The 22,513-nt window shown below is 38.4% G+C and carries 22 protein-coding genes; 18 read left to right on the top strand and 4 right to left on the bottom strand.

Annotated features, from left to right (window positions below; all coding sequences use genetic code 11):
• Positions 1-13 precede the first annotated feature (13 nt).
• The 5 genes from era (at position 14) to IGK54_RS09325 (ending at position 5,621) form a co-directional block, all read left to right on the top strand.
• Positions 14-916, top strand: a complete 903-nt coding sequence (gene era, locus IGK54_RS09345) for a GTPase Era (protein ID WP_142957021.1) — start codon at positions 14-16, stop codon at positions 914-916.
• An 82-nt stretch (positions 917-998) separates the two neighbouring features.
• On the top strand, positions 999-1,793 hold the full coding sequence (recO, locus tag IGK54_RS09340; protein WP_002374343.1) for a DNA repair protein RecO: 795 nt from the start codon (positions 999-1,001) through the stop codon (positions 1,791-1,793).
• A gap of 602 nt (positions 1,794-2,395) precedes the next feature.
• Positions 2,396-3,304: a glycine--tRNA ligase subunit alpha gene (glyQ, locus tag IGK54_RS09335; RefSeq protein WP_033594489.1), complete on the top strand. Its 909-nt coding sequence runs from the start codon at positions 2,396-2,398 to the stop codon at positions 3,302-3,304.
• Between the two features lies 1 nt (position 3,305).
• Positions 3,306-5,390 carry a glycine--tRNA ligase subunit beta gene (gene glyS, locus IGK54_RS09330; RefSeq protein WP_142957020.1) on the top strand — a complete coding sequence of 695 codons (2,085 nt, stop codon included), beginning with the start codon at positions 3,306-3,308 and terminating at the stop codon, positions 5,388-5,390.
• A 39-nt stretch (positions 5,391-5,429) separates the two neighbouring features.
• Entirely contained in the window at positions 5,430-5,621 is a 192-nt protein-coding gene (locus IGK54_RS09325) for a DNA-directed RNA polymerase subunit alpha C-terminal domain-containing protein (protein ID WP_002356753.1), read from the top strand.
• A gap of 33 nt (positions 5,622-5,654) precedes the next feature.
• On the opposite strand, the gene yidC is transcribed toward IGK54_RS09325, so the two are convergent.
• Entirely contained in the window at positions 5,655-6,587 is a 933-nt protein-coding gene (yidC, locus tag IGK54_RS09320; protein WP_002384232.1) for a membrane protein insertase YidC, read from the bottom strand.
• Between the two features lie 166 nt (positions 6,588-6,753).
• Positions 6,754-7,029 (bottom strand): acylphosphatase, encoded by a 276-nt coding sequence (locus tag IGK54_RS09315; protein ID WP_002356756.1) that lies wholly within the window; start codon positions 7,027-7,029, stop codon positions 6,754-6,756.
• A gap of 106 nt (positions 7,030-7,135) precedes the next feature.
• Between IGK54_RS09315 and IGK54_RS09310 the strand changes: the two genes are divergently transcribed.
• The 11 genes from IGK54_RS09310 to sufB all read left to right on the top strand — a co-directional run bounded on the left by IGK54_RS09310 (position 7,136) and on the right by sufB (position 17,409).
• Positions 7,136-7,912 carry a TrmH family RNA methyltransferase gene (locus IGK54_RS09310; protein WP_430602922.1) on the top strand — a complete coding sequence of 259 codons (777 nt, stop codon included), beginning with the start codon at positions 7,136-7,138 and terminating at the stop codon, positions 7,910-7,912.
• Between the two features lie 19 nt (positions 7,913-7,931).
• A complete protein-coding gene (locus IGK54_RS09305) occupies positions 7,932-8,369 on the top strand; it encodes a GNAT family N-acetyltransferase (RefSeq protein WP_010815202.1) in 438 nt (145 codons plus the stop codon).
• A gap of 183 nt (positions 8,370-8,552) precedes the next feature.
• A complete protein-coding gene (gene rpsB / locus IGK54_RS09300; RefSeq protein WP_002356759.1) occupies positions 8,553-9,338 on the top strand; it encodes a 30S ribosomal protein S2 in 786 nt (261 codons plus the stop codon).
• 105 nt (positions 9,339-9,443) lie between these two features.
• On the top strand, positions 9,444-10,325 hold the full coding sequence (gene tsf, locus IGK54_RS09295) for a translation elongation factor Ts (RefSeq protein ID WP_002356760.1): 882 nt from the start codon (positions 9,444-9,446) through the stop codon (positions 10,323-10,325).
• Between the two features lie 260 nt (positions 10,326-10,585).
• The gene (gene pyrH / locus IGK54_RS09290; protein ID WP_002356761.1) at positions 10,586-11,308 is read left to right on the top strand and encodes a UMP kinase; all 723 of its coding nucleotides are present in this window, start codon (positions 10,586-10,588) and stop codon (positions 11,306-11,308) included.
• Between the two features lie 3 nt (positions 11,309-11,311).
• Positions 11,312-11,869 (top strand): ribosome recycling factor, encoded by a 558-nt coding sequence (gene frr, locus IGK54_RS09285; protein ID WP_002356762.1) that lies wholly within the window; start codon positions 11,312-11,314, stop codon positions 11,867-11,869.
• Between the two features lie 369 nt (positions 11,870-12,238).
• Positions 12,239-13,009 (top strand): Fe-S cluster assembly ATPase SufC, encoded by a 771-nt coding sequence (gene sufC / locus IGK54_RS09280; protein ID WP_002356763.1) that lies wholly within the window; start codon positions 12,239-12,241, stop codon positions 13,007-13,009.
• Positions 13,010-13,023: 14 nt separating this feature from the next.
• Positions 13,024-14,310 carry a Fe-S cluster assembly protein SufD gene (gene sufD, locus IGK54_RS09275; RefSeq protein ID WP_002413696.1) on the top strand — a complete coding sequence of 429 codons (1,287 nt, stop codon included), beginning with the start codon at positions 13,024-13,026 and terminating at the stop codon, positions 14,308-14,310.
• The gene (locus IGK54_RS09270) at positions 14,307-15,542 is read left to right on the top strand and encodes a cysteine desulfurase (RefSeq protein ID WP_002364432.1); all 1,236 of its coding nucleotides are present in this window, start codon (positions 14,307-14,309) and stop codon (positions 15,540-15,542) included. Before sufD ends, IGK54_RS09270 begins: the two co-directional genes overlap by 4 nt.
• Positions 15,529-15,996, top strand: coding sequence for a Fe-S cluster assembly sulfur transfer protein SufU (gene sufU, locus IGK54_RS09265; protein WP_002356768.1), 468 nt, complete (start codon positions 15,529-15,531; stop codon positions 15,994-15,996). The genes IGK54_RS09270 and sufU overlap by 14 nt, the downstream gene beginning before the upstream one ends.
• An 18-nt stretch (positions 15,997-16,014) precedes the next feature.
• Positions 16,015-17,409 (top strand): Fe-S cluster assembly protein SufB, encoded by a 1,395-nt coding sequence (gene sufB, locus IGK54_RS09260; protein ID WP_002356769.1) that lies wholly within the window; start codon positions 16,015-16,017, stop codon positions 17,407-17,409.
• Between the two features lie 162 nt (positions 17,410-17,571).
• On the opposite strand, the gene IGK54_RS09255 is transcribed toward sufB, so the two are convergent.
• Complete coding sequence (locus tag IGK54_RS09255) at positions 17,572-18,174, bottom strand: YczE/YyaS/YitT family protein (RefSeq protein ID WP_142957018.1); 603 nt, start codon at positions 18,172-18,174, stop codon at positions 17,572-17,574.
• A gap of 84 nt (positions 18,175-18,258) precedes the next feature.
• Positions 18,259-19,038: an SDR family oxidoreductase gene (locus tag IGK54_RS09250; RefSeq protein WP_002359767.1), complete on the bottom strand. Its 780-nt coding sequence runs from the start codon at positions 19,036-19,038 to the stop codon at positions 18,259-18,261.
• Between the two features lie 416 nt (positions 19,039-19,454).
• Between IGK54_RS09250 and rseP the strand changes: the two genes are divergently transcribed.
• Both rseP and IGK54_RS09240 read left to right on the top strand, forming a co-directional pair.
• On the top strand, positions 19,455-20,723 hold the full coding sequence (gene rseP / locus IGK54_RS09245) for an RIP metalloprotease RseP (RefSeq protein WP_002362168.1): 1,269 nt from the start codon (positions 19,455-19,457) through the stop codon (positions 20,721-20,723).
• 71 nt (positions 20,724-20,794) lie between these two features.
• Positions 20,795-22,513, top strand: coding sequence for a proline--tRNA ligase (locus tag IGK54_RS09240; RefSeq protein ID WP_002359769.1), 1,719 nt, complete (start codon positions 20,795-20,797; stop codon positions 22,511-22,513).

Genomic DNA, 22,513 nt, shown 5'->3' with positions numbered 1-22,513 from the left:
GAGGAGAAATACAATGACAACTGAACATAAATCTGGTTTTGTAGCCATTGTCGGCAGACCAAATGTTGGAAAATCAACATTGTTAAATCGAATTGTCGGCCAAAAAATTGCAATTATGAGTGACAAAGCACAAACAACTCGTAATAAGATTCAAGGAATTTATACAATTCCTGAAGCACAAATTGTTTTTATCGATACTCCAGGGATTCACAAACCTAAACACCGCTTAGGCGATTTCATGGTGGAAAGTGCCTACAATGCGATGCGTGAAGTAGATGCTACTCTATTTATGGTAAGTGCTGATCAAAAACGCGGGAAAGGTGACGACTTTATTATTGAACGATTGAAAAATAATAATAGTCCAGTCTACTTGATTATTAATAAAATTGACAAAGTCCATCCAGATGATTTATTGAGTATTATTGAAGACTATTCGAAACAAATGGACTTTAAAGAAATTATTCCCATTTCTGCCACGGAAGGAAATAATTTTGAGCATTTAATGGATGTTCTCGTTGAGCAAATGCCAGAAGGACCACAATATTTCCCTGATGACCAAATTACGGATCATCCAGAATATTTTATCGTTTCCGAATTAATTCGTGAAAAGGTGTTACTTTTAACAAGAGATGAGATTCCTCATTCTGTCGCTGTCGTTGTGGACTCAATGAAACGGGATGAAAACGATAAAGCCCATGTCCAAGCAACCATTATTGTGGAACGGGACAGTCAAAAAGGTATTATTATTGGCAAAGGCGGAAAAATGCTGAAACAAATTGGTACCAAGGCGCGTCAAGATATTGAATATTTATTAGATGACAAAGTGTATTTGGAGCTGTGGGTAAAAGTTCAAAAAGACTGGCGTGACAAAAAAATCTATTTACAAGATTTTGGTTATCGCAAAGAAGAATATTAAGAAAGTAGTGTTTGGGAAGTGAGTGTATAAACGAACTTTCCAAACACTACACTAATTTACATAAGAAATGGAAGTGAATTGAATGGCATTAGGGGAGACCAAAGGCATTATTTTATTTACGAAGGATTTTAAAGAGAAGGATAAACTCGTCAAAATTTTTACAGAATCCTATGGAAAATTGATGTTTTTTGTGAAAGGCGCGCATCGAAAAAATAATCCTCTTTTGCCAGCGATTCTGCCATTTACAGAAGCCGTCTACATCGGAAATTTTAGAGAAGAAGGCTTATCTTTTCTCAATAGCAGCAAAGAAGTTCAACCTTTTCGAAACATTCAACAAGACATATTTATTAACGCATATGGAACATATATTTTAAACTTAGTCGATGCAGCAATTGAAGATCAGCACTATGATCCGAACTTATTTCAATTTACCCACATGGCATTATCCGCTTTAAATGAGCAAAAAGATCCGGAAATCATTACAAATATTTTTGAAATTCAATTGTTAGAACGGTTTGGTGTACGACCAGAATGGCATCATTGTGTGGCTTGTGGCGAAACACAAGGGAAATTTGACTACTCTTCAAAGTATAGCGGTGTGCTTTGTGAAAAACATTGGCATTTAGATGAACAGCGCTACCATGCAGATCCTAGAGCGATTCATTTTATTCGCTTATTTTCGCAAGTCTCCTATGAAAAAGTCCAAAACATTCAAGTAAAAGAAGAAACTAAGAAAAGTATTCGAGAAACGATTGATATGTTATACGATGAATATGTCGGGTTGCACTTAAAAAGCAAAAAATTTATTGATCAAATGAAAACGTGGGAAAATACGTTAAAAATTCCACCACGAAAGAAGGAAGAAAAAGAAACATAAACAAGCAGACGTTTTTCTAAAAAAAAATTTGACAACTTCCCTCAGACACCGTATTATGATAGAGAAGTTAAATACGTACGAAGAAAAAGAGAAGTAAAAAGAACCCTCTGTTAAGCGAATCTGGGAGAGTGGGAGCCAGAAACACGGAACTTTTGAAAGGCACTTTGGAGTACGACAAACGAAGCTGCCGATGAACACATCGGAAGTAGGGTGGAACCGCGATAATTATTCGTCCCTATGTCTATTAATAGGCATGGGGACTTTTTGCATGTTCCTCACTGCGACTGACACAAAGTGTCAGAGCAGATGTGGAACAGTACAAGGTGACCAAAGGGAACGTTGTCTCCTCTATGTTAAAACAAACTGCTTAGCCAAAAACATGGAGTAGATGATGAACAGTACAAGGTGACCAAAGGGAACGTTGTCTCCTCTGTGTTAAAACAAACTGCTTAGCCAAAAACATGGAGTAGATGTGGAACGTTATAACAGCATAAAAATTATCCCATTCTACAAAATTGTTTTTCTGTAGCCCTTTTTAAATTTACATTCCCGAAGCAAAGTCAATCCCTATGTCTATAAAAAATATTCCAAGGAGGAAAACAATGAAAAACAAGTTAACCGTACAAGAAATGATTTTAACCTTGCAAAAATTTTGGTCATCTAATGGCTGTATGTTAATGCAAGCCTATGATACAGAAAAGGGAGCCGGCACCATGAGTCCTTACACGTTTTTACGTGCCATTGGACCTGAACCATGGAATGCTGCCTACGTAGAACCTTCTCGTCGTCCAGCTGATGGACGCTATGGTGAAAATCCAAACCGTCTATACCAACATCATCAATTCCAAGTTGTAATGAAGCCTTCTCCTGAAAATATCCAAGAACTTTATCTAGAAAGTTTGAAATTATTAGGAATTGATCCATTAGAACATGACATTCGTTTTGTAGAAGATAACTGGGAAAATCCCTCAATGGGTTGTGCTGGTTTAGGTTGGGAAGTTTGGTTAGATGGCATGGAAATTACCCAATTTACGTATTTCCAACAAGTCGGGGGCTTACAATGTCATCCTGTCACTTCTGAAATTACTTACGGGTTAGAACGCTTGGCATCATATATCCAAGAAGTCGAAAGTGTCTATGATTTAGAATGGACACAAGGCGTTAAATATGGTGAAATTTTTGTGCAACCTGAATATGAACATTCAAAATATTCCTTTGAAATTAGTAACCAAGAAATGCTTTTAGAAAACTTTGACAAATTTGAAAAAGAAGCTAAACGCTGTATTGAAGAAAGTTTAGTTCATCCAGCCTATGATTATATTTTAAAATGTAGCCATACATTCAATTTATTAGATGCTCGCGGTGCTGTCTCTGTAACGGAACGTGCAGGATATTTAGCCCGCATTCGGAATATGGCTCGTTCCGTAGCGAAAATTTTTGTGGCTGAACGTGAAAAATTAGGGTTCCCATTATTAAATAAAGATCAAAGTATATCCAAGGAGGCAGAATAACATGGCAAAAGATTTATTATTAGAAATTGGCTTAGAAGAAATGCCCGCACATGTTGTCACACCAAGCCGTATCCAACTTGAAGAAAAAGTAATCAAATTTTTAGATGAACATCATTTAGACTATGAAACAGTGCAATCCTTTGCCACACCTCGTCGTTTAGCCGTGAAAGTAACTGCGATTCCTGAAAAACAAGCGGATGTTGAAGAAGAAGTAAAAGGTCCAGCGAAAAAAATTGCTTTAGATGCTGAAGGAAATTGGTCAAAAGCTGCACAAGGTTTTGTACGCGGCCAAGGAGTTACAACTGAGGACATTGTTTTCAAAGAATTAAATGGTGTCGAATATGTCTATGTGACGAAGTTTACCAAAGGCCAAAGTGCCAAAGAGGTATTAACAAAATTAAATGACGTGATTACAAGTCTAACTTTCCCGGTAACAATGCACTGGGCAAACTATGATTTCGAATATATTCGTCCAATTCACTGGATTGTGGCACTACTTGATGATGAAGTAATTCCTTTTAAAGTGTTAGACGTGACGACAGGGCAAACTTCTCGTGGCCACCGTTTCTTGGGAGACGATGTGACGTTCCAACACGCTAATGAATATGAAACAAAATTAAAAGAACAATTTGTAGTGGTTCAACCGAATGAACGGAAACAAATGATTGTTGATCAAGCGAACGCACTCGCTGCTGAAAAAAATTGGCAGTTAGCTTTAGATGAAGAATTATTGGAAGAAGTTACGAATTTAGTGGAATATCCAACTGCATTTGTAGGCAGTTTTGATGAAAAATATTTATCTGTTCCAGATGAAGTATTAGTGACTTCTATGAAAGAACACCAACGTTACTTTGAAGTTCGTAACGACCAAGGCTTATTAATGCCGCATTTTATCGCTGTTCGCAATGGGGATAATGTTCACCTTGAAAACGTGATTAAAGGAAATGAAAAAGTGTTAATTGCTCGTTTAGAAGATGCAGAATTCTTTTACAATGAAGATAAAAAATTAACGATTGAAGCATGTGTTGAAAAACTAAAAAATGTGACTTTCCATGAAAAGATTGGTTCAATTTATGAAAAAATGCAACGGGTTGCTTTAATTGCACAAATCATTGGTCGAAAAGTTGGCTTATCTGAGGAGGAATTGGAAGATTTAAAACGTGCCTCTGAAATTTATAAATTTGACTTAGTAACAAATATGGTTGGTGAATTCCCAGAATTACAAGGAATTATGGGAGAAAAATATGCCTTATTACAAGGCGAAAAACCAGCCGTAGCAACGGCGATTCGAGAACATTATCTACCAACTTCCAGTGAAGGTGAATTGCCAGAAACAGCAATCGGGGCTGTTTTAGCCTTAGCCGATAAGCTTGACAGCGTCTTTTCATTCTTCTCAGTTGGTATGATTCCAACAGGTTCTAACGATCCTTATGCACTTCGTCGTCAAACCTATGGCGTTATCCGAATTATTGAAGATAAAGGCTGGACCTTCCCATTAGTCCAATTACAAACAGAAGTTGATGAATCAGTGAATCAAGATGTTGAAAAATATGGTGTTTTACTAAACGAAGGACAAGCAGAAGTCGTTGAATTTGTGAAAGCTCGCTTACGTCAATTACTAATGACGAAAAATGTTCGCCATGACATTATCGATGCAGTGGTGTCTGCTGAGCAAGCCGATTTATCGAAATTATTTGCTTCAGCGAATATTTTAAAAAGCCGTTTTGAAGATCAAGATTTTAAACCATCCATGGAAGCCTTAACGCGTGTTATTAATTTAGCGAAAAAAGGTCAAGAACTTTTAGGTGATACTGAAGAAGGGATTGATCCAAGTCTGTTTGAAAATAAGGCAGAAAAAGAACTGTATCAAGCAGTTAACGATTTATCTGAAGCATTTGCGACACGCACGATTGCAGAAAACTATGAAGCACTAGTAAATCTACGTCCGTTAATTGATGCGTACTTCAATGAAACGATGGTTATGGTTGAGGATGAAAAAGTCAAACAAAACCGATTAAAACAATTAATGCAAATTGCTAAAATGGCGTTATCAATTGCTAGCTTAGATTTATTAATTGTAAAATAAAAAGCGCTGCTTTTCGACCGCTAAGGAGGAACCGACAGCATGCTAGAAACAACATTTGAACAAATTTTAACACAATTATCAAAGCCAGCTGTTCGTGCGCTAACGAATGAAAAAATCGACAGTGTGGATGAACTCTACGCACGAGGCCGAAAAGCGTTACTTTCGTTGCATGGCTTTGGTCCAAAGTCTATTCGAACTATTGAAGAGATGACTGGGAAAGAATTGAAGTAAAAAAAGGATCGCCGTTTAGAGGCGATCCTTTTTTTATTTACGTTTTTGTTTTCCAGCATTGCGACCTTTATTGCCGTTTGCTTTTGGTTGGTTCGTTTTTTGCGTTGCTTTGTTTGTTTCTTTTGGTGTCACATCCTTAATAGGAGTAACCACTTGTTTTGGTGGGTTATTTTTCAATTCTTCTTGTACTTGTTTTTTAATTCTTGGACGTAAGAGGATATTTGTGATGGCAGATTGAATACATGTGAAAATACCACCAACTACCCAGTAAAGCGCTACGCCTGCAGGTGAGCTAAAGGACATGAAAACAATCATTAATGGTGAAACAATCAGCATTGATTTCATTGTTTTCTTTTGTTCTTCAGGAATACCAATCATTGAAATATAACCTTGAGCTAAATAGGCTAAACCAGCTAATGCCACTAAAATCATATTTGGTTGCCCTAAATTCATTCCTAAGAAGCTTGCCGTGGCAATACCTTTTGTATAACGAGCAGCAAAGAACAGAGAAGAGAAAATAGGCATTTGAATTAATAAAGGCAAACAACCAATTCCGCCAACCATACTCACATTGTTTTCTTTATAAATCTTTTGTAGTTCTGCTTGTGCGGCCATTTGTTCTTCACGCGTACTTGCTTGTTTCATTTTTGCTTGTGCAACATCCACTTGGGGTTTGATTGCTTGCATTTTTTCCGTTTGGATAAAGCTTTTTTTCGATTGATGTAAGCCTAACGGTAAAATAATGATCCGTACAATAATGGTGATAAAAATAATCGCCCAACCATAGTTCCAATTAAAGTTATCGACAAGATAAGTAATTGCATTACTCATCGGTAAAACAAGGAAGTTATAGACAAAACCTTCACCAGTTGGTTGTCCATCTGCTCCTGTTTTCACACAGCCTGATAAAAACATTACTAAAAATAGTAAGCCAGAGCCGTAAAGCCATCGGTTTAATTTACGCATGTAATTCGGTCCTTTTCTAAAAAATTTTTACATGGTTAACTATACTTGAAACAGCGCTCTTTTTCAATCAAAATCGAAAAGAAGCTCTTACAAAAATCAATAAAAAGCAGGAACTACTTGCTGTTCAAGGCTTCTTCCCAAAGAAATCAATCGTTAGAAAGTAAGTTTATTGAATCACTTTAAATTGTTCCGTTTCTTCTAACAAAGGGTCTTCTTGAATATCAACATACGTTACACGTCCCGCTGGACTGGGGGAATCTTTGATTTTTTTGATAAATGTTTCCATTATGTCTTCAGGTGCAATTGCTGTGATTGAAACGGACCCGTCGTCTTCGTTCTTCACCGAACCAGTGACACCTAATTGATCTGCCACCATTTTGGTCATGTAGCGGAAGCCAACACCTTGGACACGCCCTTGTACATTCATTCTTAGTTTTTCCATGAGAGACACTTCCTTTGCTTTTTTCTTTATGATAGCGATTTTTCTTGGTTCTAGCAAGTATCCAAGCAAGCTAGAAGCATGCTATAATACAAAGGCGAGGTGACTTATGAAAGAAATTATATCAACGAAAAATAACCAATTAAAAGAATGGAAAAAATTACACAAAAAGAAGTACCGAGAAGAACTGAACCAATATATAATAGAAGGATTTCATTTAGTTGAAGAAGCCGTGAAGGCCAACGCTGATGTTCAGTGGATTTTGTTTAACCAAAGAGGTCAACAAGAATGGGGAACTTGGTTAGCTGAACAAGAAACAGAAAAATTAATTTTTGTTAGTGATGAGGTTTTAAATAGCTTGTCGGAGCTGCCAACTTCACAAGGGATTTTGGCAATTGTCACCTTGGAAACGCAACAAGAGCAGTCGCTTTCTTTTAAAGGTGGTTGGTTACTTTTAGATAATATCCAAGACCCTGGCAATGTTGGTACGATGATTCGCACAGCTGATGCAGCAGGTTTAGCAGGCGTGATTTTAGGTAAGGGCACAGCAGATATTTACAATACAAAAGTGTTGCGCTCAATGCAGGGAAGTCACTATCATTTACCAGTTCTCCAACGAGAGTTGACTGAAGTGGTTCAGGCATTCAAGAAGCAAGGACTACCAGTTTTCGGTACAGAATTAAATGAAGCTGCGATTGCTTATTATGAACAAGAGGCAGTGGAAAATTATGCGTTGATTTTAGGCAATGAAGGTAGCGGGGTTTCGCCAGAATTGTTAGCAGAAACCACGAAAAATCTTTATATTCCAATGAAAGGTCAAGCAGAATCATTGAATGTCGCTATCGCAGCGGGCGTGTTAATGTTTTATTTTGAAAATAATAAATAACAGAAACGAGTGTCAAAAAATGCTGACTATCAAAAAGACAACCCAGTTAACAGAAAAAGAATTAGAAACCATTATGGCTATTTGGCTGCAAACGAACCTAGAAGCTCATCCATTTGTCGCACCAACTTATTGGCAAGAAAATAAGGCATTTGTCCGCGCTGCGTTACCAAAAGCAACACTGATCTTAGCAGAAGAAGAGGGTCAGATAATTGGGTTTTTAGGCTTAATGGATAACTATATCGCAGGAATTTTTATAAAAAAAGTGTTTCAAGGGAAGGGCATCGGTCAGAAATTACTGCAAGTAGCAAAAGAAGAACAGGACATCTTATCTTTGGCTGTTTACAGGGAAAATCAAGCAGCGTACGCCTTTTATCAAAAACAAGGCTTTGTCCAACAAAAGCGAACCATCGATGAAACAGGAAACGAAGAATGTCATCTTGTTTGGCAAGCGCAGTAGGAGCTACATTTCTAGTTTTAAGGCTTGCTATTTTTCTGAAAATATCTTATACTGTTAAAGGTGTGATTTTCACACACGAAATCCACATTCTTTTCCATCTGCGAAGTGGTGCTACTACGGTAGTTCTTCAAGGAGTTGACGAAAAGAAGAGGAAAATAAAAACCAAACTGGAGGAAACACAACATGGCAGTAATTTCTATGAAACAATTACTAGAAGCCGGCGTACACTTTGGTCACCAAACTCGTCGCTGGAACCCAAAAATGAAGAAATATATCTTCACAGAAAGAAACGGTATCTACATCATTGACTTACAAAAAACAGTGAAATTAGTAGATGCAGCTTACGATTACATGAAAAACGTTGCAGAAGAAGGCGGCGTTGCTTTATTCGTAGGAACTAAAAAACAAGCACAAGAAGCAATCAAAGATGAAGCAATCCGCGCTGGTCAATACTATGTAAACCATCGTTGGTTAGGTGGTACGTTAACTAACTGGGATACAATCCAAAAACGTATTGCTCGCTTGAAAAAAATCAATGCAATGGAAGAAGACGGCACTTTCGAAGTTTTACCTAAGAAAGAAGTTGCTGGCTTAAACAAAGAACGTGAACGTTTAGAAAAATTCTTAGGTGGTATCGCTGATATGCCAAGAATTCCAGATGTAATGTACATCGTTGACCCACGTAAAGAACGCATTGCTGTTCAAGAAGCACACAAATTAAACATTCCAATCGTTGCAATGGTTGATACAAACTGTGATCCTGATGAGATTGATGTTGTAATCCCTTCAAATGATGATGCAATCCGCGCTGTGAAATTAATCACTGCTAAAATGGCTGACGCTTTCATCGAAGGTAACCAAGGGGAAGACCAAGCAACTGAAGAGTTATTCGTTGAAGAAACACCAGAAGCAACTTCAATCGAAGAAATCGTTGATGTTGTTGAAGGAAACAACGAATCAGCTGAATAATAATGATTACGGAGCTGTCTCAAAGGCTAGGCGACAAAAAGCCTGATTCTCCTTTGAGATAGCTTTTTTAAAAAGAATTGATAATATCCGAGGAGGACACAAATAATGGCAGACGTTACAGCTAAAATGGTAAAAGAATTACGCGATATGACTGGCGTTGGAATGATGGACGCTAAAAAAGCATTAGTAAAAGTAGAAGGCGACATGGAAAAAGCCGTAGACTTTTTACGTGAAAATGGTATGGCTAAAGCAGCGAAGAAAAATGACCGCATTGCGGCTGAAGGTTTAGCAAACGTAGCAACTGTAGGTAACGTTGCAGCAATCGTTGAAGTAAACTCAGAAACTGACTTCGTTTCTAAAAACGAAATGTTCCAAGATTTAGTTAAAGATATTGCGACTAAAGTTGCTGAAAACAAACCAGCTACGATGGAAGAAGCAATGGCTATTAAAACTGAAAAAGGCACAATCGAATCTGATTTAATCGAAGCAACAACTGTTATCGGTGAAAAAATCAGCTTCCGTCGTTTTGAAGTTGTCGAAAAAGCTGACAATGCTGCATTTGGCGCTTACTTACACATGGGTGGCCGTATTGCTGTATTAACAGTTATCGATGGCACAACTGACGAAGAAGTAGCGAAAGATGTTGCTATGCACATCGCGGCAATCAACCCTCGCTATGTCAACGAATCTCAAATTCCTCAAGAAGAATTAGAACACGAAAAAGCTGTGTTAACTGAACAAGCATTAAACGAAGGTAAACCAGCAAATATCGTTGAAAAAATGGTTGTTGGTCGTCTACAAAAATTCAAAGCAGAAATCGCTTTGGTTGACCAACCATTTGTTAAAGATCCAGATATGACTGTCGAAAAATTTGTTGCTTCTAAAGGCGGCGAAGTGAAATCATTCGTACGTTTTGAAGTTGGCGAAGGTATCGAAAAACGTGAAGATAACTTTGCGGATGAAGTAATGAGCCAAATGAAAAACTAAGAGCATCAAACGCTCGGTTGAAAAGCCGTGAATCATAAGTATCTAAACAGACAGCGATCCCCAAAGGAAGCTGCATAAATTGATTACTGCTTGATTCAAGGCAGTCTTTCAGCCATTTGGGAACGCATAACTTTGATATGCGCTCCCTTTTTTTAGGCAAAACCAGTGGATCGCACTGCTTGGTCTAAAAAATCATTTTGGTGAAAAGTCATCTAAATGAGGAATTGAATGATTTTTAGAGAATCTTGGAGGGAATTATGATGGTTAAACCTAAGTATCAACGTGTCGTATTAAAGTTAAGTGGAGAAGCGCTAGCCGGAGAAGACGGTTTTGGCATTAAACCACCAGTCATTAAAGAAATCGTCCAAGAAATTAAAGAGGTCCATGAATTAGGTATCGAAATGGCCATCGTGGTTGGCGGCGGAAACATCTGGCGTGGACAAATTGGTGCTCAAATGGGCATGGAACGTGCACAAGCTGATTATATGGGCATGTTAGCTACTGTGATGAATGCCTTAGCATTGCAAGATACATTAGAAAATCTTGGTGTGCCTACACGTGTTCAAACATCAATTGAAATGCGTCAAATTGCAGAACCATACATTCGTCGTCGTGCAGAACGTCATTTAGAAAAAGGCCGCGTTGTTATTTTTGCCGGAGGAACAGGAAATCCTTACTTCTCGACAGATACAACGGCTGCGTTACGAGCTGCAGAAGTAGATGCGGACGTCATCTTAATGGCGAAGAACAATGTTGATGGTGTTTATTCTGCGGATCCACGTGTGGATGAAACAGCGACAAAATTTGAAGAACTAACACATTTAGATGTTATTTCTAAAGGGCTGCAAGTAATGGATTCAACAGCAAGCTCATTAAGTATGGATAACGATATTCCTTTAGTTGTCTTTAACCTAAATGAAGCAGGAAATATCCGTCGTGCCATCCTTGGTGAAAATATCGGAACAACTGTAAGGGGGAAATAAAGAATGTCTAAAGAAGTTTTAGCAACAGCCAAAGAAAAAATGACAAAAGCGGAAGAAAGCTTACGCCGTGAATTAGGTCAAATTCGTGCTGGTCGTGCGAACGCAAGTCTATTAGACCGTATTCAAGTAGAATATTATGGTGCACCAACACCAGTTAACCAATTAGCAAGTATCAATATCCCAGAAGCACGTGTATTAATGATTACACCGTTTGACAAAAATTCTATCGCTGACATTGAAAAAGCTATTCAAATGAGTGATATCGGCATTAGCCCAACCAATGATGGAAATGTCATCCGTTTAGTGATTCCACAATTAACGGAAGAACGTCGGAAAGAATTAGCCAAAGACGTGAAAAAAGAAGCGGAGAACTCAAAAGTTGCTGTCCGTAACGTTCGTCGTGATGCAATGGATGAGTTGAAAAAAGCTCAAAAAAATGGCGACATCACTGAAGATGAATTACGTTCATTTGAAAAAGATGTTCAAAAATTAACAGATGATAGCATCAAAAATATCGATGCGATTACTGCTGAAAAAGAACAAGAACTTTTAGAAGTATAAAACCAATCACTAATAAAAATTATTGAATCCAGAGAAGCAAATGCTCTGGATTTTTTTGTATAGATGATGAAGGCGTATCTCAACGCTCTCTTTGCGAAAGTCATTCTAAAGTAATTATTTAAGAAAACGCTTTCTTTAATAATTTTTTTTATTCTACCAGAATTTTTTTCTTTGTGTAGGGAGGATCACTTAAAAATATAGAGAAACTTTGAAATATCAGCCTTTTAAAATTTTCCTTCACAAATTGAATCCTAAAATTTGATGATAAGAGTTGTTATTTTTAGCAATTGTAATTTGCGATTCATTCTCAATTAGGCTAAAATGAGTGAGAACGGAAAAACGATTAAAACAAGTTGGAGGGAATTGTACATGTCTGTGTTAGAAATCAAAAATTTACACGTATCAATTGAAGATAAAAAGATTCTAAAAGGGGTCGATTTAACAATTAATACTGGAGAAATCCATGCAATTATGGGACCTAATGGGACTGGTAAATCTACTTTATCAGCAGCAATTATGGGAAATCCTAACTATGAAGTCACAGAAGGAGAAATTCTATTTGACGGCGTCAACGTTTTAGATTTAGAAGTAGACGAACGCGCTCGCCTAGGCTTATTCTTAGCAATGCAATACCCAAGTGAAATTCCAGGGATTACCAATGCTGAATTCATGCGTGCAGCAATCAATGCAAAACGTGACGAAGACAACAAAATGTCAGTCATGCAGTTCTTAAAAAAATTAGATAGCAAAATGGAATTATTAAATATGCCTGAAGAAATGGCTGAGCGTTACTTAAACGAAGGGTTTTCTGGCGGCGAGAAAAAACGAAATGAAATTTTACAATTATTGATGTTAGAGCCAACGTTTGCCATTTTAGATGAAATTGATTCAGGCTTAGATATCGATGCGTTAAAAGTAGTTTCTAAAGGGGTTAATGAAATGCGCGGCGAGAACTTTGGTGCGTTAATTATTACCCATTATCAACGCTTATTGAACTATATCACGCCAGATGTTGTTCATATCATGATGGAAGGCCGCGTTGTGAAAACCGGTGGGGCTGACTTGGCAAAACGTTTAGAAACAGAAGGCTATGCTGGTATCAGCCAAGAATTAGGTATTGATTACAAAGAAGAAGCGTAAGGAGGACAAGATAAATGAAAAAAGTAAATCTAATGGATTATCTTGACGAAGTCACCGCTTTTTCACTAGAACATGAAGAACCAGCTTGGATGACTGAATTGCGAACAACGGCTTTAAAAAACGCTGACGAAAGTGAGTTACCACATATTGATCGTGTGAAATTTCATCGTTGGCCTTTATTAAATGTTCACATGGAAAGTTATGTGCCTTCTGAAGGAAATGTCGCAAGTTTTGATCAAATGAAAGACAATCCTTTAATTGTTCAACAAGGATCTTTTCATGCTTTTGAGCAATTGCCAGCCTCATTAGCGGAACAAGGGGTAATTTTTACAGACATTTTTACTGCTTTACAAGAGCATCCAGAATTAGTTAAAGAATACTATATGACTAAAGCCGTATTACCAGAAGAAGATAAGCTGACAGCAGCTCATGCAGCTTTCATGAATAGTGGCGTTTTCTTATACGTTCCTAAAAACGTAGTGATTGAAGAGCCCATTGAATCTTTGTTTATTCAGGATTCAGATAGCAACCAACCTTTCTTTAAACATGTTTTAATCGTTGCAGATAATCATAGTGAATTCAGTTATTTAGAACGTTTTCAATCAACCGGTCATCATGCAGAGAAAGCTTCGGGAAATATTATTGTGGAAGTGATTGCGAAAGATGGCGCAAAAGTTAAATACTCAGCTGTAGATCAATTAGGGCAAACTGTAACGACTTATATGAATCGTCGTGGCTATATTATGCGGGATGCCTCTGTTGATTGGGCTCTAGGCGTCATGAATGATGGCGATGTTGTGGCTGATTTTGATTCTGATTTAGTTGGCGAAGGCGCTCATTCAGAAGTTAAAGTTGTTGCAATTAGTGCAGGTAAACAAACACAAGGCATCGACACACGAGTGACAAACAAAGCGCCACATTCGATTGGTCATATTTTACAACATGGAGTCATTCGTGAACGTGGTACTTTAACGTTTAATGGAATTGGCCACATTTTAAAAGGAGCAAAAGGAGCCGACGCACAGCAAGAAAGTCGTGTTTTAATGCTGTCTGATAAAGCTCGTGGTGATGCCAATCCAATTCTTTTAATTGATGAAAATGAAGTGACTGCCGGACACGCAGCCAGCGTTGGTCGAGTAGATCCAGAAGAAATGTATTATTTAATGAGCCGCGGCTTGCGTAAAGAAGAAGCGGAACGTTTGGTGATTCGTGGCTTCCTAGGTTCTGTCATTACAGCAATTCCAGTTAAAGAAGTACAAAATGAATTTGTAGAAGTAATTGAAGGGAAGTTAAACGCATGATGGATGCAGCAACCATTCGTCAATCGTTTCCTATTTTATTTCAAGAAGTTAATGATGAACCGCTAGTTTATTTAGACAATGCTGCAACAACCCAAAAACCAACGGCAGTGTTAGATATTTTACGACATTATTATGAAACCGATAATGCCAATGTTCATCGTGGGGTGCACACGTTAGCCGAACGAGCAACGAAGGACTATGAAGCCTCCCGCGAAAAGGTTCGCCAATTTATCCATGCCAAAGAAACAGCGGAAGTTTTATTTACACGAGGAACAACAACCAGTTTGAATTGGATTGCCAAAAGTTATGGTGACTTGGCAGTTACAGCCGGGGATGAAATCGTCATATCTTACATGGAACATCATTCAAACATTATTCCCTGGCAACAATTAGCCCAACGTACAGGAGCCATTTTGAAGTATATAGACGTCACTGAAGACGGCTTTTTAGACATGGCAAGTGCACGTCAACAAATTACAGAAAAAACGAAAATTGTTTCGATTGCTCATGTTTCAAATGTGTTAGGGGTCATTAATCCAATCGAAGAATTAACACAATTAGCTCATCAAAATGGCGCTGTGATGGTGGTAGACGGCGCGCAAGCAGTTCCTCATATGCCTGTGGACGTTCAAGCCATCGATGCTGATTTTTATGCATTTAGTGGTCACAAAATGTGTGGACCAACTGGAATTGGTGTCCTTTATGGCAAACGTCATTTATTGGAACAAATGGAACCTGTGGAATTTGGTGGCGAAATGATTGACTTTGTTCATCTTCAAGAAAGTACTTGGAAAGAGCTTCCATGGAAATTTGAAGCTGGCACACCTAATATTGCTGGGGCAATTGCCTTAGGTGCCGCCATTGATTATTTAACAGAAATTGGTTTGGAGGCCATTCATCAACATGAAGCAGCCCTTGTTCACTATGTTTTGCCGAAGTTGCAAGCTATCGAGGGCTTGACGATTTATGGTCCACAGAATCCAAAAGACCACACAGGTGTGCTTGCTTTTAATATTGACGGTTTACATCCACATGATGTGGCTACGGCGTTAGATATGGAAGGGGTCGCTGTCAGAGCGGGTCACCATTGCGCGCAACCGCTATTAAACTATTTGAGCGTGCCAGCAACCGCACGGGCAAGTTTTTATTTATACAATACCAAAGAAGACGCAGATCGCTTAGTTGAAGCGATTAAAGCGACAAAGGAGTTTTTCCAGCATGGCACTTTCTAAATTAGATAACTTATATCGCCAAGTCATTTTGGACCATTCTAGCCACCCACATCACCACGGAACGCTAGATGCGTCTAGCCAAACAATTGAACTGAATAATCCTACTTGTGGAGATGTGATTGAACTGGATGTGGCCATTGAAGACGGTGTGATTAAAGATATCGCCTTTCAAGGAAGTGGCTGTTCTATCAGTACAGCAAGTGCTAGTATGATGACTGATGCGGTCTTAGGAAAAACAATCGCCGAAGCAACGGCCTTAGCAGAGGATTTCTCTCAACTTGTTCAAGGAAATGAAGTGGCCGAAGATGAAAAATTAGGCGATGCAGCAATGTTAAGCGGCGTAGCTAAATTTCCAGCTCGGATCAAATGTGCAACCCTGGCTTGGAAAGCCTTAGAGCAGGCTGTTGCTAATAACGGCCAAGGCGAAGCTGGTCATTTACATTGTGAAAAATAAAGAAAGGGTGACGACGAATTGAGTACAGTACCTGAATTAGAAGAATATAAATTTGGCTTTCACGACGATGTGGAACCAGTCTTTAGTACCGGAGACGGCCTAACCGAAGACGTCGTTCGCGAAATTTCTCGCGTGAAAGGCGAACCAGAATGGATGCTTGACTTCCGTTTAAAATCGTTAGAACAATTCAATAAAATGCCCATGCAAGAATGGGGTCCAGACCTGTCAGATATTGACTTTAGTAAAATTAAATATTACCAAAAACCGAGTGACAAACCCGCACGCGATTGGGATGATGTACCTGATAAAATCAAAGAAACCTTTGAAAAAATTGGGATTCCCGAAGCTGAGCGTGCTTATCTAGCTGGGGCTTCTGCTCAATATGAATCAGAAGTTGTTTATCATAACATGAAAGAAGAATTTGAAAAATTAGGCATCATTTTTACAGATACTGACTCTGCTTTAAAAGAATATCCTGACTTATTCAAAGAGTATTTTTCAAAACTTGTACCACCAACAGATAATAAACTGGCCGCTTTAAACTCAGCTGTTTGGTCAGGTGGAACCTTTATTTATGTACCAAAAGGCGTTCGAGTTGATGTACCACTACAAACATATTTCCGAATCAACGCTGAAAATACCGGCCAATTTGAACGGACTTTGATTATTGTCGATGAAGGGGCCAGCGTTCACTATGTTGAAGGATGTACGGCACCCACGTATTCAAGTAACAGCTTGCATGCGGCCATCGTAGAAATTTTCACTAGAAAAGATGCCTATTGTCGTTATACCACTATTCAAAACTGGTCAGATAACGTCTACAACCTAGTAACCAAACGTGCTAAAGCTTACGAAGGTGCCACTGTCGAATGGATTGATGGGAACCTAGGAGCTAAAACAACCATGAAATACCCAAGCGTTTACTTAGATGGCAAAGGTGCCCGTGGCACGATGTTATCGATTGCCTTTGCTGGCGCTAACCAAATCCAAGATACTGGGGCCAAAATGATTCACAATGCGCCGAATACCTCTAGCTCAATTGTTTCAAAATCAATTGCTAAAGACGGCGGCGAAGTTAACTACCGTGGCCAAGTTACTTTTGGCAAAGACAGCGCAGGATCGATTTCCCACATCGAATGCGATACGATTATCATGGACGAAAAATCAAAATCAGATACGATTCCGTTTAACGAAATCCATAACAGCCAAGTCTCCTTAGAACACGAAGCCAAAGTTTCAAAAATTTCTGAAGAACAATTATATTATCTAATGAGTCGCGGCTTATCTGAAGCCGAAGCGACAGAAATGATTGTTATGGGCTTTGTTGAACCATTTACGAAAGAATTACCGATGGAATATGCGGTTGAGTTGAATCGGTTGATTAGTTATGAGATGGAAGGGTCTGTCGGCTAGTTTTTCACTCTACCAACAAATAATCAACTAAAACAACAACGGAAAGCCAAACAAGAAACACACTAATCATGCTTCTTCAAAGAAAGTACAAATAAAAAAGCGATGACTCGAGAAGAAAATCTCTATGGAGCCATCGCTTTTTCTTATATTTTAGTTAAAAAATTATTTTACTAAAGGTTGAAGTAACTTGTTCCAGAAACTAATGAGTGGGCCAGCACCAAATGCACAAATAATTGTACCAATCCCAATTGGACCACCAGCAATAAAGCCAATTAATAGGACCAACAAATCTTGTGCTTTTCGAACAGAAGCATAAGGTTTATTGATTTGTTGACAGATGGTTGGCGCAATCGCATCATAAGGGGACTCACCTTGATCTGTAGCCATGTATAAGGCGCAGCCAAATGTAAAAATCAGGACTCCGACGAATAAAGAAAGTAGTTTGCCAATTGTTGAGCCTTCTAAACTATCGGCGTAAGGTTGAAGCCAAGTAGAAATCTGTTGAATCAAAATTCCTACTAAAAGCATATTTAAAATAGTTCCTAGACCAATGGCTTTTTTGTTTTTTAAATAGACATAGAATAGAATAAACGCATTGACAATAATTTGAAAAATGCCTAATTGCATACCAAACATTGAAGAAAGTCCGATATTCATAGCAGTGAAAGGATCAACTCCTAAACCTGCCACTCTTAAAGTGGATGCGCCAATCCCGATAATAACTAAACCAATTAAAATTAAAAGAACATTTTTGACTAGTTTCATGATAAGCCTCCTGAATAGATTTTGTGTGTGATAGTACAAAGTCTGCAACAAAAATTCATAGAGAATTTTGTTGCAGACTACTTTTTAACCAGCTCCGTGTTGGAACGAAGGGTATAGAGACATCCCGCCATCTACAAAGAGTGTTGTTCCGGTTACGTATGAGGATTCATCAGAAGCTAACCAAGCGGCCGCAGCAGCTACTTGATTGGGTTTACCAATAATGCCCATAGGAACCATGCTCGTTGTTTGTTTTAACTGTTCGGGATCGGAAAATTTTTCAGCATTAATAGGTGTGTTAATCGCTCCAGGTGCAATACAGTTGGCACGAATACCATATTCCGCATATTCCAAAGCGATTGTTTTCGTGAACATTTCGGTTGCGCCTTTACTTGCCGCATAGTGGGCGAACGTTGGCCAAGGAATTCTTTGGTGAACGGAGGACATATTAATGATTGACCCTTTGATTTTTTGATCTCTAAATATTCGGAGTGCCTCTCTAGAACCCAAAAAGACACCGTTTAAATTGACATCAATGACACGTTGCCATTCTTTTAATGGCATATCAATTGTCGGAAAAGAAGCCTCCACACCGGCGTTATTTACCCAAATGTCAACATGACCAAACTCTTTTAAAGCGGTTTCAGCTAACGCTTTAATATCTTCCTCATTAGAGACATCAGCCTTCACGAATTTTACGCGGTCTGCGTGCTTGGCTTGAACATCTTCAAATTCTTTAGGCAGCTCACCGACATAGTCAGCAACAACATTCATGCCCTCTAAGATATAACGCAAAGTAATAAATAATCCTAAACCCGTAGCTGCACCAGTGACAACGGCCACTTTACCATGTAATTCTCCATACATTGATTCATTCCCCCTAAAATTACTATTAATACTTTCATGGTAGCACATGTCAATCAGCGTGTTGATAAAATACGACAAACTGTCGGAAAAGTTTATGGTCTAAAGTTAGCTACTATTGTTGAAGGTCTTTAAAATAAATACTGGTCGTAGTAATCAATTCCTCTCATTTATACAGTTTTCTAAAAAAACACAAAATATCTAGGCGAAGTGGTCAAGTCCAATGGTTATTTATGAGTGAATATGCTAAAATAAAACTTGTCTTACATAAGGAAAGATTTGTTCACTAACAGTGGCGACTGTTCTCAGTAAACAGTTGCACTGGTTTATCGGGAAGGGAACAGAGCAAGTTTTACGAGACTTTCCCATGTAATAATAAAAAGCACTGAACGTCAGTGAATGAAGGAAGAAGGACATCTATGAAAACAATTATCACATTCATTATTGTCTTCGGTATTCTTGTCCTCGTACATGAATTTGGCCACTTTTATTTTGCAAAACGAGCGGGTATTTTAGTTCGTGAGTTTGCAATCGGAATGGGACCAAAGATTTTTGCGCATCGTGGAAAAGATGGCACCACTTATACGATTCGCTTATTGCCAATTGGTGGCTATGTGCGAATGGCTGGGATGGGCGAAGACATGACAGAAATCACACCAGGTATGCCTCTATCTGTTGAGTTAAATGCCGTGGGTAATGTGGTTAAAATTAATACAAGTAAAAAAGTACAATTACCTCATAGTATTCCGATGGAAGTCGTTGATTTTGATCTTGAAAAAGAATTATTCATCAAGGGCTATGTCAATGGAAACGAGGAAGAAGAAACCGTTTATAAAGTTGACCATGATGCAACGATTATTGAAAGTGATGGAACCGAGGTGCGGATTGCGCCACTTGACGTTCAATTTCAATCAGCGAAATTATCGCAACGCATTTTGACGAACTTTGCGGGACCCATGAATAACTTTATCTTAGGGTTTATTCTATTTACGTTAGCGGTTTTTCTACAAGGAGGCGTCACTGATTTAAACACGAACCAAATTGGACAAGTGATTCCTAATGGCCCGGCGGCAGAAGCTGGGTTGAAAGAAAATGATAAAGTCTTATCGATTAATAATCAAAAAATCAAAAAATACGAAGATTTTACAACCATTGTGCAGAAGAACCCCGAAAAGCCGTTAACGTTCGTAGTTGAGCGTAACGGCAAAGAAGAGCAACTAACAGTGACACCAGAAAAACAAAAAGTGGAAAAACAAACGATTGGTAAAGTCGGCGTTTATCCTTATATGAAAACCGATTTACCGTCAAAATTGATGGGTGGTATTCAGGATACTTTGAATAGTACGACACAGATTTTTAAAGCACTCGGCTCACTATTCACAGGCTTTAGTTTAAACAAACTAGGTGGGCCAGTCATGATGTTTAAATTATCGGAAGAAGCATCCAATGCTGGAGTAAGTACAGTTGTATTCTTAATGGCCATGTTGTCAATGAACTTAGGGATTATTAATTTGTTGCCAATCCCAGCTTTAGATGGCGGGAAAATTGTCTTAAACATTATTGAAGGTGTACGTGGAAAACCAATTAGTCCTGAAAAAGAAGGCATCATTACGTTAATTGGCTTTGGGTTTGTCATGGTGTTAATGGTGTTAGTTACTTGGAACGATATTCAACGCTTTTTCTTTTAAGGAGAAAGCTTAAGTAAAAAAGTGTGTAAAGAAATCAAAAATAGTTGATTTTAAAATAGAGGAGAGTTTTAATGAAACAGTCAAAAATGTTAATTCCAACGTTAAGAGAAGTACCAAATGATGCAGAAGTCTTAAGTCATCAAATTCTGTTGCGCGCAGGCTATATTCGTCAAGTCGCTGCAGGGATCTATTCTTATTTACCTTTAGCCAATCGTGTTTTAGAAAAATTAAAAACGATTATGCGAGAAGAATTTGAGAAAATTGATGCAGTTGAAATGTTAATGCCTGCGTTATTACCAGCAGAACTTTGGAAAGAATCAGGCCGTTATGAAACTTATGGACCTAACTTGTATCGCTTAAAAGATCGCAATGACCGTGACTATATCTTAGGCCCAACGCATGAAGAAACCTTCACAGAATTAATTCGTGATGAAATCAATTCTTACAAACGATTACCTTTGAATTTATACCAAATTCAAACAAAATATCGTGATGAAAAACGCCCTCGTTCTGGCTTATTAAGAGGCCGTGAATTTATCATGAAAGATGGCTATTCTTTCCATGCCGATGAAGCTAGTTTAGATCAATCATACCGTGATTACGAAAAAGCTTACTCACGCATTTTTGAACGCTGTGGACTAGAATTCCGTGCCATTATTGGGGACGGTGGTGCCATGGGTGGTAAAGATTCTAAAGAATTTATGGCGATTTCTGAAATTGGGGAAGATACTATTTGTTATTCAACAGAAAGTGATTATGCTGCCAATTTAGAAATGGCAACAAGTCTTTATACGCCGAAAAAATCACATGAAACACAATTAGATTTAGAAAAAATTGCAACACCAGAAGTGGGTACAATTGCCGAAGTGGCAAACTTCTTTGAAGTTGAGCCACAACGAATTATTAAATCAGTACTATTTATTGCCGATGAAGAGCCAGTAATGGTCTTGGTTCGTGGCGATCATGATGTCAATGATGTCAAATTGAAAAACTTCTTAGGCGCTGATTTCCTAGATGAAGCAACAGAAGAAGATGCTCGCCGTGTCTTAGGAGCTGGCTTTGGTTCAATTGGTCCAGTCAATGTTTCCGAAGATGTTAAAATTTATGCAGATTTAGCTGTTCAAGATTTAGCCAACGCCATTGTTGGAGCTAACGAAGATGGCTATCATTTGACAAATGTAAATCCAGATCGTGATTTCCAACCAATTAGTTACGAAGATTTACGCTTTGTTCAAGAAGGCGATCCTTCTCCTGATGGCAATGGTGTCTTAGCCTTTACCAAAGGAATCGAAATTGGTCATATCTTCAAATTAGGAACGCGTTACAGTGATGCTATGGGCGCAACAGTTTTAGATGAAAACGGTCGTGAAAAATCAGTGATCATGGGTTGCTATGGTATCGGTGTTAGTCGTTTACTTTCAGCAATCGTTGAACAAAATGCAGACGAGCGCGGTATTAATTGGCCAACAGGAATTGCGCCATTTGATTTACACGTGGTCCAAATGAATGTGAAAGATGAGTATCAAACAAAACTATCACAAGAAGTTGAAGCAATGATGACCGAAGCGGGCTACGAAGTATTAGTTGATGACCGCAACGAGCGCGCAGGCGTAAAATTTGCTGATGCTGATTTAATTGGTTGTCCAATCCGTATCACAGTCGGTAAAAAAGCAGTCGATGGTGTGGTAGAAGTCAAAATCAAACGTACTGGTGAAATGTTGGAAGTACGCAAAGAAGAATTAGAAAGTACACTTTCTATTTTGATGAACACAACATCAGAAGTGGAATAA

The sequence above is a fragment of the Enterococcus sp. DIV2384 genome, from assembly GCF_050534975.1.
Classification (GTDB): Bacteria; Bacillota; Bacilli; order Lactobacillales; family Enterococcaceae; genus Enterococcus; species Enterococcus faecalis.
The sequence above is the reverse complement of the archived record's forward strand: the minus strand, read 5'-3'. Positions and strand labels throughout refer to the sequence as shown.